Genomic DNA, 10035 nt, shown 5'->3' with positions numbered 1-10035 from the left:
AAAGAACGGATGCCGTATCGGAGGAGAACAGTCCGGTCATATCATATTTTCAAAGTATGCATCAACGGGGGATGGAATTCTTACCAGCTTGAAGATGATGGAAGTTATGATGGCTAAAAAGAAAAAGCTGAGTCAGCTCACAGAGGATTTACATATTTACCCACAGGTTCTTGTGAATGTAATGGTAAAAGATAAAGCCGTAGCGCAGGCAGATGCAGATGTGCAGGCTGCGATATCAAAAGTAGCAGAAAGATTAGGAGATACCGGAAGAATTCTTGTTCGGGAGTCTGGAACAGAACCATTGATTCGTGTTATGGTAGAGGCAGAAACAAAAGAAATCTGTCATACATATGTAGATGAAGTGGTTTCGATTATTAATAAAAAAGAGGCAACTAGATAATATTTTTTCATTTTGTAGAAGATGAAGAAAGCATTTATTATTATAAAAACACGAAAAAGACATAGTGACATAATTCGGAGGAAAATATCATGGCAGTATTAGTAACAGGTGGAGCAGGATATATCGGAAGTCATACTTGTGTAGAGTTATTAGAAAATAATAAGGAAGTTGTTGTTCTTGATAATTTGAGTAATTCCAGCGAAGAAGCATTAAATCGAGTAAAAAGAATAACAGGGAAAGAAGTAAAGTTTTATAAAGGTGATATTTCAGATATAGTTATTTTAGATACCATTTTCAAAAAAGAAAATATTGAATCATGTATTCATTTTGCAGGATTGAAGTCCGTAGGAGAATCTGTCGCAAAACCATTAGAGTATTACCAGAACAATATTGCAGGAACATTAATCCTTTTACAGAAATTGAAAGAATACAATGTAAAAAATATTATTTTCTCATCTTCAGCAACCGTATATGGTGATCCTGCATTTGTACCGATCACAGAAGAATGTCCAAAAGGTCTATGTACAAATCCTTATGGCTGGTCTAAATCAATGCTAGAGCAGATTCTTATGGATATATATAAGGCAGATGAAACTTGGAATATAATTCTACTTCGTTACTTTAACCCAATTGGAGCCCATAAAAGCGGTCTCATGGGAGAGAATCCAAATGGAATCCCTAACAATTTAATGCCATACGTAACACAGGTAGCAGTAGGCAAGTTAAAAGAATTGGGAGTATTCGGAAACGACTATGATACACCAGATGGAACAGGAGTACGTGACTATATTCATGTAGTTGACCTCGCAAAAGGTCATGTGAAAGCCCTTCAGAAAATAGATGAAAAATGTGGTTTTAAAATATATAACTTAGGAACCGGAAAAGGATATAGTGTATTAGATATTGTAAAGAATTTTGAAGCTGCTACAGGTATGAAAGTTCCATATGTTATAAAAGATCGCCGTCCCGGTGATATTGCTACATGCTACTGCGATCCAGGAAAGGCAGCAAAAGAATTAGACTGGAAAGCAGAAAACGGTATAAAAGAAATGTGTGAAGATTCTTGGAGATGGCAGAAGAAGAATCCAAATGGGTATGAAGGATAAAGATAGAAGAAGATTAAATGAAAGAAGCAATCAGATAACAGCAAATAGATAAACAGTCAGAGCATAAGTACCAGGGGCATATTACGGGGATGCCATTTCCAGAAATATCCTGAAGTGTAAATTCACAATTAAAAAGTGTAAGCCTACTTACAAACGAAAAGAGGAAAGAAGTGAAAACAACCTTACTTATCATGGCGGCCGGAATCGGCAGCCGATTTGGAACAGGAATAAAACAGTTAGAACCAGTAGATGATTCTAACCATATCATCATGGATTATTTCGATATACAACTTCAACCATTTGAGGAGTTAGAGAAGGCAATGAAATGGTGGAAGAGTAATAAATTATAAATTATGGACTGGACGAGAACTTCTGAGAAATCGGAGGTTCTTTTTTTTGCTTATTTTGAGGGTGATTTAATAATCTGATTCTTTATGAACTAAATTTGAAAAAAGTTGTTCCTATATTGACATTAGCAGGCGATATGTCCTTAGTCGGAACCCGCCCGCCAACAGTAGACGAATGGGATAAATACGAACTTCATCACCGTGCCCGCCTCGCAACCAAGCCGGGACTTACCGGAATGTGGCAGATAAGCGGACGAAGCAACATCACAGACTTCGAAGAAGTCGTAAAACTCGATAAACAGTGCATAAGCGAATGGACAATGGGACTTGATATAAGGATTCTGTTTAAGACGGTACAGGTGGTATTCAAAAAAGAAGGATCTATGTAGGGAGTAGAGGAGACAGTAAATGAAGGAAGAAAATATAAAGGGTGAATATCAACGAAAAGTAGATAAATCTCTTATTCCAACCTGTAATATCATGGGTGTGAATATCGCAGCCATTAATATGAATTGGTTATTAAAATATCTAGATGCAAATCTTTCCGATACCAATACAAAATTTATTTGGAATGCGATGATAAGGGGTAAATATAAGATTCGACAAGAGCAGGTTCGGTTTCTACAGGAAATGCCATCAGAGGAAAATCTGTGGAAGGCCGTTATTGCATTTCAGGAGTATCCATTTAAAACGGCAACAGGATTACCGTTTCGGTATAAATTAAAGGTTGGCAAAAATGGAGAGTATAACAGAGAGCTGCTGATAGATCGGAGAGAGAAAAGTAAGAGCCTTGCCTGGAGTAGTGTGGTGCTGGCATTTGAAAATAGTAAAATTAATGTGTTTTCATAGAAATCTTACTGTGATAAACTTATAGGAAAAACAACGGAGGATAAATCAATGTTTGACACAATTCATCATATTGCAATTATAGGAAGCGATTATGAGAAATCAAAACATTTTTATGTTGATTTACTGGGGTTTGAAATAATCCGGGAAAATTATCGAAAGGAACGGGATGATTATAAAATAGATTTAGCTTGTGGAGAGCAGGAGATTGAGCTATTTATTATAAAAGATGCTCCGGCCCGTGTAAATTATCCGGAAGCACTTGGCTTGAGGCATCTGGCATTTAAGGTAAAAAGCGTTGATGATACGGTTAAAGAACTTAATGCAAAAGGAATAGCAACAGAGCCGGTACGTTTAGACGATTATACCGGAAAGAAAATGACATTTTTCCATGATCCAGATAATCTTCCATTAGAAATCCATGAATAATCAACTATTATGATTGCTGTTTGAAATACTATGGTATATCCAGATAGAAGATAAGAAAAGAAAATCTGTGGACGAAACTTCTATAGACAAGAGAAAAGCTCAGAGAATTTAAACTCTGGGCTTTTTCTATATCATTTTTCTTTTGCTGTTCTCATCCAGTTTTTAAGGAAAGTAAGTGCATGGTATCCGTATATTCCAGATGGAAAAAACGATTCGGAGTTTTCAAGCAAAGCTTCTTGTGTTAGATCCACTTCAGGCGTTCATGCCTTCTAATGCGGATATGCAGAATGCAAGTCATAAGTGACTTGCTCAGACTGTAGACAAAACCCCACTTTTGCAAGACATTCATTGACGATAGCTGTCCATTGTTCACAGCGTATTTTGTGTGTGATCTTATCCATAACATAACCTCCTGGGGTTATTATCTCATAGGAGAGAGGTTGTGTCATGGTACTCATGGTTTATCGTGTGCGCTTCTTCAGAAACAGGATCTTTCTTTTTTCTGGATTTACCAGAAATCATTTTATGACCAGAGTAGATAGCCATAATCATACAGAGAAGAGAGCTGCAAGCAAAATATTTGTGAGCTGTTTTCATGTTTTTATAGCCGGTATAAAAGGTTCCAATCATGGCTGCCAATGCACCAAGTGACCAATATTTATGTGCTTTCATTTGAATATACCTCCTGCATTTTTTTATATAATACCTCTTTTTGGAAAGTATGAAAACAGGAAATTTATAAATTTTGCTCTTTCTCAATCTGTTGTTCCTGCTCGTGATTCTTCCCAAGAATCATATCAATATTAGCAGAAACGGTACGAAGTTCCCGTTCGTAATCTCGGCGGTTAGAAAAATCTTCCCGTTGTGTATCTCGCAATATTCATTAATAGGACATTGCTTTTTCGCTTATTATGGGTTATAATATAGTTCGTCTTTTGCAATTTAACACATTAAATCGTAATAGGTTAAAGAGGCGAAATAAAGATTCATACAGACAGGAAGATAAAATTACATATAGATTTACAGTAAGTATTGTTTCTGAAAAGGTTACGATTTGTATAGAATGTAATTGTTTTGTTGACAGTAGAGAATCTGACAGAATGGGAGAAAAGTGATGAAAGAAGAAAAGAAACTGAATTTACCGCAGTCATTGTTACTGCTTGTATTGATAATTTTTTCGGTTGCAGTTTGTATTCGTTTAAAGACTGGCGGACCGATGATCGGCTTATTTGCAAGCTGGATTTTTATTTATCTTGTTTGCAAGATTGTTCGTATTCCATATGATAATGTTGTTGCGGGCGCATATGATGCGATTCGTATGGTCGTTCCAACACTTTGTCTGCTTATGGCGATTGGTGTTATGATTGGTACCTGGTTACAGAGCGGTACGATCGCGATAATTATTGCCTGGGGGCTTAAGATGATTAACCCGGCATGGTTACTGCCGCTTACATTATTATTCTGTTCTGTACTTAGTGTTGTAACAGGAACTTCTTATGGTTCTGTTGGAAGTGCTGGTGTTGCAATGATGGCAATCGGCAATGCGATGGGAATTAATTCTGGTATGGTTGCCGGAGCAGTTATCTGTGGTGCAATGTTTGGTGATAAGTTAAGCCCGCTTTCTGATACAACAAACTTAGCTCCAGCTGTTGCAGGTGCAAAGTTAGGTGATCATATCCGTGCCATGTTTTGGACAACGATTCCTACATATATCATTACATTAATTATCTTTACTGTTTTAGGAATCCAGCAGACAAGCGGTGGTTATACAGCAGGAGATATTTCAAACTATATTACAGAATTAAATGGAGAATTCCATCTTGGAGCGGTAACATTAATTCCTGCAATCTTAATTATCGTGCTTTTACTTTGTAAGGTAAATGCAATCTCTGCACTTGGAATTTCAAGTTTTGCAGCAGGAGCAGTTTCATTTTTTGTACAGCATGCGACATTACAGAGTATTATTCAGACTGCATATAGTGGATATACAACTACAATTGAGGAAGGGGTACTTCAGTCCATCTTAAATCGTGGTGGTATGGGAAGTATGTTACAGTACGTTGCCATCATCAGTTTTGCTGTTGGTATGGGAGGTATGCTTGAAAAACTCGGCGTATTAGAGCACATTTTAAATGCGGTTGTAAAGCGTATTAACAGTGATGGTTCTATGATTTTAGTTACTTTAATTGTTGGCTATATCACAAGTTTGATCAGCTGCTCCCAGCCAATGTCTCATGTACTGACAGGCCGCTTAATGGCACCAGTATTTAAAGAAAGAAAAGTGGCACCGGAAATCCTTTCCCGCTGTCTTGAAGATTCAGGAACAATGGCAGGCCCAATGATTCCATGGCATGGCTATGGCGTATATATGGCAGGAACACTTGGTGTAGCCTGGGCTGCATTCTTCCCATATTTGTTCTTGCTGTATTTAACACCAATTTTCAGTATTATTTATGGATTTACTGGAATATCTATTAAGCATGTTTCTGGGGAAGAAGTAGCGGAGTAGTATTCTGATAATTTTAAGCATGAGAAAATGTACAGAAATATGTTGGAATCTAAATGAATATCAGAAGAAAGTCAGTATGGATTTCTGGTTAGATTAAAGTCGAAACATATGGGAATGTAAATTCAGCTGTTGCAACTTCAGCCAGCTGGTATTTGTCATTAAAATGGAGACATAATGGAATCTAGATACAGAAAGTAAAGAAGTGATAGTAAATGTTATCGCATACCAATTTGCTATATAGTTAGCAATTGAAAATGTAGGGAAAGCATAATATAAATTAAGATAAAAGATATAAAATACAAAATAGAGAAGGATACAATAAAATGAAAACAAAACTTGTTCTTTTAGGTACAGGCACACCTAATGCCTGCCCGAATGCAAATGGTCCGTCTTCCGCAGTAGTTGTAGGAGACAGGGCATATATTGTAGACTTTGGGCCGGGAGTAGTCAGACAGGCTTCCGCAGCTTACTTTAATGGAATTGATGCGTTAAGACCAGATCTTTTAACAGTGGCATTCTGTACACATCTGCATACAGACCACACTGCCGGATATCCAGACCTCATTTTTACCCCGTGGGTATTAGAGCGTCCGGTTCCACTCAAAGTATTTGGCCCTAAGGGAATGCAGCATATGACAGATCATATCTTAAAAGCCTATGAGACTGATATTGATTTCCGAATTAACGGATTTGAAAAGGCAAATGAATCGGGATACCGAGTGGAAGTCACAGAAATCGAGTCTGGAATTATTTATAAAGATGACCGTGTAACAGTAGAGGCATTTCCTGTAAGTCACGGAACTTTAGAATGTTATGGATACAAGTTTATAACACCAGATAAAACTATTGTGATTACAGGCGATACAGCCCCACTTGATATCGTGGCAGAAAAAGCCAAAGACTGCGACATTCTTCTTCACGAAGTAGAATATGCCGCCGGAATATCCTGCCGTGAACCAAAATGGCGGAAATATCACCGCGAGGTGCATACATTAAGCACAGACCTCGCCCAGGTTGCAAAAAAAGCCAATCCAAAGCTTCTCGTAACCTACCACCGTATTTATCATATGAATATTCAGGATAATCGTAAGAATCTTGCAGCGGAAATGGCATGGAGGGATGAAGCTATTCTTGACGAGATACGAGAGGCTGGCTATGAAGGTTATGTGGTTAATGGCAAAGATTTGGATGTATTCTGATTTGCGCAGGCAAAGGAGACGCTCTCAGTAAATAAAATAACCTATATTTGTGACTTTAGTCGCGGCGGTTTGAATACTCGCTTACACACGCTCGTATCCAACCCTTGCTCCGAGGCCACAAATATAGGTTATTTTATTTACTGAGAGCTGTCTTTGGCTACCTATTCAAACTCAGAATTTATTTTGAGAAAGATTTGAGGGAGACTTCAACAGGTTGTGATTTTTATACGATTATGGCACTGGTTCAAGTGTCAATCCTATAGAATTTCATTTCCCGGAACTTCTACATATTCTGTCCTCTTCCCCAAATCTCTCCGACTGGTTTTCTGAGCTGCCAGCGCACAGAACTCCTGAAGCGAAATAAAGCATATTTGTGGCCTCGGAGCAAGGTTTGGATGTGAGCGCTGTAAGCGAACATTCAAACCACTGCGACTAAAGTCACAAATATGCTTTATTTCGCTTCAGGAGTTCGTCTGCTCCGCAGCCTGACAAATCAGAAATTCTCTTACTTCCTCTTGATTTTTACTAAACTTTGCGGTAAACTTTTACCAGATGGAGCAAACGACAATTATCGTTGCCATCTGATGAAAAGAAACTGTTAAATTTATAAAGTATTTAAGAGGAGTTTTTGGGATGAATATTTTATTAGCAGGGGGAGCTGGCTACATTGGTTCTCATACAGCAGTGGAATTATTAACAGCAGGACATGACGTAGTTATCGTAGATAATTACTGTAATAGCTGTGCAGAAGCAGTGAATCGTGTTGAAGAAGTTTCTGGTAAGAAAGTTGTTTCTTATGAGGCAGATGTAAAAGATAAAGTAGCTATGGCAAAGATTTTTGCAGAGAATAAGATTGACTGTGTTATTCATTTCGCAGGTCTTAAAGCAGTTGGTGAGTCTGTTCAGAAACCAATCGAATATTACAGAAATAATATTGATACAACCCTTACTTTATTAGAGTGTATGAAAGAAGCAGGAGTAAAGAAGTTCGTATTCTCATCTTCCGCAACAGTTTATGGTGAGGAGAATGATATTCCTTACATCGAGACAATGAAGAGAGGTAGCTGTTCTAACCCTTATGGATGGACAAAGGTTATGATGGAGGAGATTCTTGAAGATGCAGCGAAAGCTGACGAGGAACTTACAGTAGTTCTTCTTCGTTACTTTAACCCAATCGGAGCACATGAATCTGGAAGAATGGGTGAAGATCCACAGGGTATTCCTAACAACCTGATGCCATATATCGCACAGGTAGCAGTAGGAAGAAGAGATCATCTGACTGTTTATGGCGGAGATTATCCTACAAAGGATGGAACATGCCGTCGTGATTATATCCATGTAATGGATCTGGCAAATGGTCATTTAAAGGCAGTAGAATACGCTGCACAGCATAAAGGTGTGGAAGTATTTAACTTAGGAACAGGTACACCTTACAGTGTATTAGAGATCATCCATGCATTTGAATCTGCAAATGACATTAAGATTAAGTATGAGATTGGTGACAGAAGAGCTGGTGATCTTCCAGAATTCTGGGCAAATGCAGAAAAGGCAGAGAAGATTCTTGGATGGAAGACTCAGAGAACATTAGAGGATATGTGCCGGGATACATGGAATTGGCAGAAGAATAATCCTCAGGGATATAATAAATAGGAATTTGCCGCAGGCAAAGAGACGCCTCCGAAGAGAGTCTAACCCCTATATTTGTGACTTTAGTCGCTGCGGTTTGAATGCTCGCTTTAAGTACTCGCATCCAAACCTTGCTCCGAGGCCACAAATATAGGGGTTAGACTCTCTTCGGGGGCTGTGCTTTGGCTGTGGAAGGAAAATTGCTATTTATTGTTGGAGTGATTTGGGGAATCGCCAGAAGGTTTTGGCTTCCTGTGGAGTTTTTTTGAAAGATTGACCCGAATTATTGTTGTAGTACGCTGAAAATTTGATTTTTTTATTAGGTTTTGTATCAATCCTGTAAAATTTAATTTCTAAAGGACGGATACACAGATTATTGTGTTGTAGTATGCTGAAAACACATCAAAACAGATGAATATATGATATTTTTGCTGAGAATGGATTATTGGTAATAGTACACCGATAATATACTCTTTTTTCTTATTAATTAATAGTATGTCAATCCTGAGAGATTTAATTTCCCGGATTATTTCTATCTCTCCTGTCTTCTTCCACAAATTTTTCAACAAATTTGCTGAATTGAAACAACCAGAACCCCCAGAGAGAATATACCCTATATCTGTGGCCTCGGAGCAAGGTTTGGATACGAACGCATAAGCGAGAATTCAAACCGCCGCGACTAAAGACACAGATATAGGGTATATTCTCTCTGGGGGTTCGTCTGTTTACCCACCCCGGCAAATTCCTATTTAATTCAACGTTTTTGACTTTAGGAAATATCGGTCAACGATAATCAGAATGGAAATAGCAACAATAGAAAGCAGATTCTCAAATGCCGTTGTATGTTCAATAATCATATGTCGTGCGATTACGAACATGAGAACTTCGAGCATCGTATCCTTCCGGGGTTTGCATAAGAGTTTGAAAAACTCAATACCGATAACGATATCAAATACGCTTGCCATATATTTAAGAAAGGCCCCTGATTCAGAGCGAGTCTGCAGGAATTCCTTAAATGGTGCCCATAAAGAGCAGATAGCAATGACAATGGCGATGAGAACGATGGCGGCCATGATATGTTCTAACCATTCGCTTAAGTTCGCATAGCCTTGTTTTAGTTTTTCCAGTTTTTCTGTCATAATGTTCCTCCAATGTACATTACTCAAAAAAATACCCTCCATAAATAACGATAAAATAATTAAAAGTAATAATCCCAAAAACTATAATAACATAAGTTTGCCTGCCGGTCATCTTAAAATGAAAAAGAAAATAAATTCATTTTATAGAATGCATTTTTTAATATGCTTGGGAGTTTCTGTTTGTACAAAAATCTGCACATACTTGACTGCATGGGATATTTGGCATATAAAGTATATTGGAATGTAAATTTTATCCTCTTACAGCAAGAAGACTCCGACCTCTAAGGTGGGAGATGAATTGCGTCTGCTACCTGCTTGATAGAGCATCCTAATTATAGTATAGTATCTTTAGTCGGATAATAAAAAATTGAGATAATAACGCACATTTAGTATTCTTACTATACTATCATCTTGCGCTTGTATTCAAGTATCAA

The 10035-nt window shown here is 37.8% G+C and carries 9 protein-coding genes and 3 pseudogenes; 9 read left to right on the top strand and 3 right to left on the bottom strand.

Going from position 1 to position 10035, the window contains the following annotated elements:
- The 6 genes and pseudogenes from EUBHAL_RS13280 to gloA2 all read left to right on the top strand — a co-directional run.
- Positions 1 to 400: pseudogene (locus EUBHAL_RS13280) on the top strand (phosphoglucosamine mutase); the annotation flags it as partial.
- Positions 401 to 489: 89 nt separating this feature from the next.
- Complete coding sequence (gene galE / locus EUBHAL_RS13275; protein ID WP_005351025.1) at positions 490 to 1506, top strand: UDP-glucose 4-epimerase GalE; 1017 nt, start codon at positions 490 to 492, stop codon at positions 1504 to 1506.
- A 170-nt stretch (positions 1507 to 1676) separates the two neighbouring features.
- Positions 1677 to 1784, top strand: a pseudogene (locus EUBHAL_RS17030) (nucleotidyltransferase); the annotation flags it as partial.
- A gap of 194 nt (positions 1785 to 1978) precedes the next feature.
- Positions 1979 to 2242: pseudogene (locus EUBHAL_RS13265) on the top strand (sugar transferase); the annotation flags it as partial.
- 19 nt (positions 2243 to 2261) lie between these two features.
- Positions 2262 to 2702 (top strand): hypothetical protein, encoded by a 441-nt coding sequence (locus tag EUBHAL_RS16280; RefSeq protein ID WP_005351004.1) that lies wholly within the window; start codon positions 2262 to 2264, stop codon positions 2700 to 2702.
- Between the two features lie 48 nt (positions 2703 to 2750).
- Positions 2751 to 3128 carry an SMU1112c/YaeR family gloxylase I-like metalloprotein gene (gloA2, locus tag EUBHAL_RS13255; RefSeq protein WP_005351001.1) on the top strand — a complete coding sequence of 126 codons (378 nt, stop codon included), beginning with the start codon at positions 2751 to 2753 and terminating at the stop codon, positions 3126 to 3128.
- 426 nt (positions 3129 to 3554) lie between these two features.
- Here gloA2 and EUBHAL_RS13250 read toward each other — a convergent pair whose 3' ends face one another.
- Both EUBHAL_RS13250 and EUBHAL_RS15975 read right to left on the bottom strand, forming a co-directional pair.
- On the bottom strand, positions 3555 to 3800 hold the full coding sequence (locus tag EUBHAL_RS13250; RefSeq protein WP_005350998.1) for a DUF6219 family protein: 246 nt from the start codon (positions 3798 to 3800) through the stop codon (positions 3555 to 3557).
- A 64-nt stretch (positions 3801 to 3864) separates the two neighbouring features.
- Positions 3865 to 4005: a hypothetical protein gene (locus tag EUBHAL_RS15975; protein WP_005350995.1), complete on the bottom strand. Its 141-nt coding sequence runs from the start codon at positions 4003 to 4005 to the stop codon at positions 3865 to 3867.
- 237 nt (positions 4006 to 4242) lie between these two features.
- Between EUBHAL_RS15975 and nhaC the strand changes: the two genes are divergently transcribed.
- The 3 genes from nhaC (at position 4243) to galE (EUBHAL_RS13235) (ending at position 8486) form a co-directional block, all read left to right on the top strand.
- Positions 4243 to 5637 (top strand): Na+/H+ antiporter NhaC, encoded by a 1395-nt coding sequence (gene nhaC / locus EUBHAL_RS13245; protein WP_005350992.1) that lies wholly within the window; start codon positions 4243 to 4245, stop codon positions 5635 to 5637.
- A 323-nt stretch (positions 5638 to 5960) separates the two neighbouring features.
- Positions 5961 to 6836: an MBL fold metallo-hydrolase gene (locus tag EUBHAL_RS13240; protein WP_005350991.1), complete on the top strand. Its 876-nt coding sequence runs from the start codon at positions 5961 to 5963 to the stop codon at positions 6834 to 6836.
- A gap of 633 nt (positions 6837 to 7469) precedes the next feature.
- Positions 7470 to 8486 carry a UDP-glucose 4-epimerase GalE gene (gene galE, locus EUBHAL_RS13235; protein WP_005350988.1) on the top strand — a complete coding sequence of 339 codons (1017 nt, stop codon included), beginning with the start codon at positions 7470 to 7472 and terminating at the stop codon, positions 8484 to 8486.
- A 725-nt stretch (positions 8487 to 9211) separates the two neighbouring features.
- Here the strand turns inward: galE (EUBHAL_RS13235) and EUBHAL_RS13230 are convergent.
- Positions 9212 to 9601 (bottom strand): hypothetical protein, encoded by a 390-nt coding sequence (locus EUBHAL_RS13230; RefSeq protein ID WP_049940663.1) that lies wholly within the window; start codon positions 9599 to 9601, stop codon positions 9212 to 9214.
- Positions 9602 to 10035: the final 434 nt, after the last annotated feature.

It is taken from the genome of Anaerobutyricum hallii DSM 3353 (assembly GCF_000173975.1).
Classification (GTDB): Bacteria; Bacillota; Clostridia; order Lachnospirales; family Lachnospiraceae; genus Anaerobutyricum; species Anaerobutyricum hallii.
This window is presented reverse-complemented; position numbering and strand designations above follow the sequence as displayed.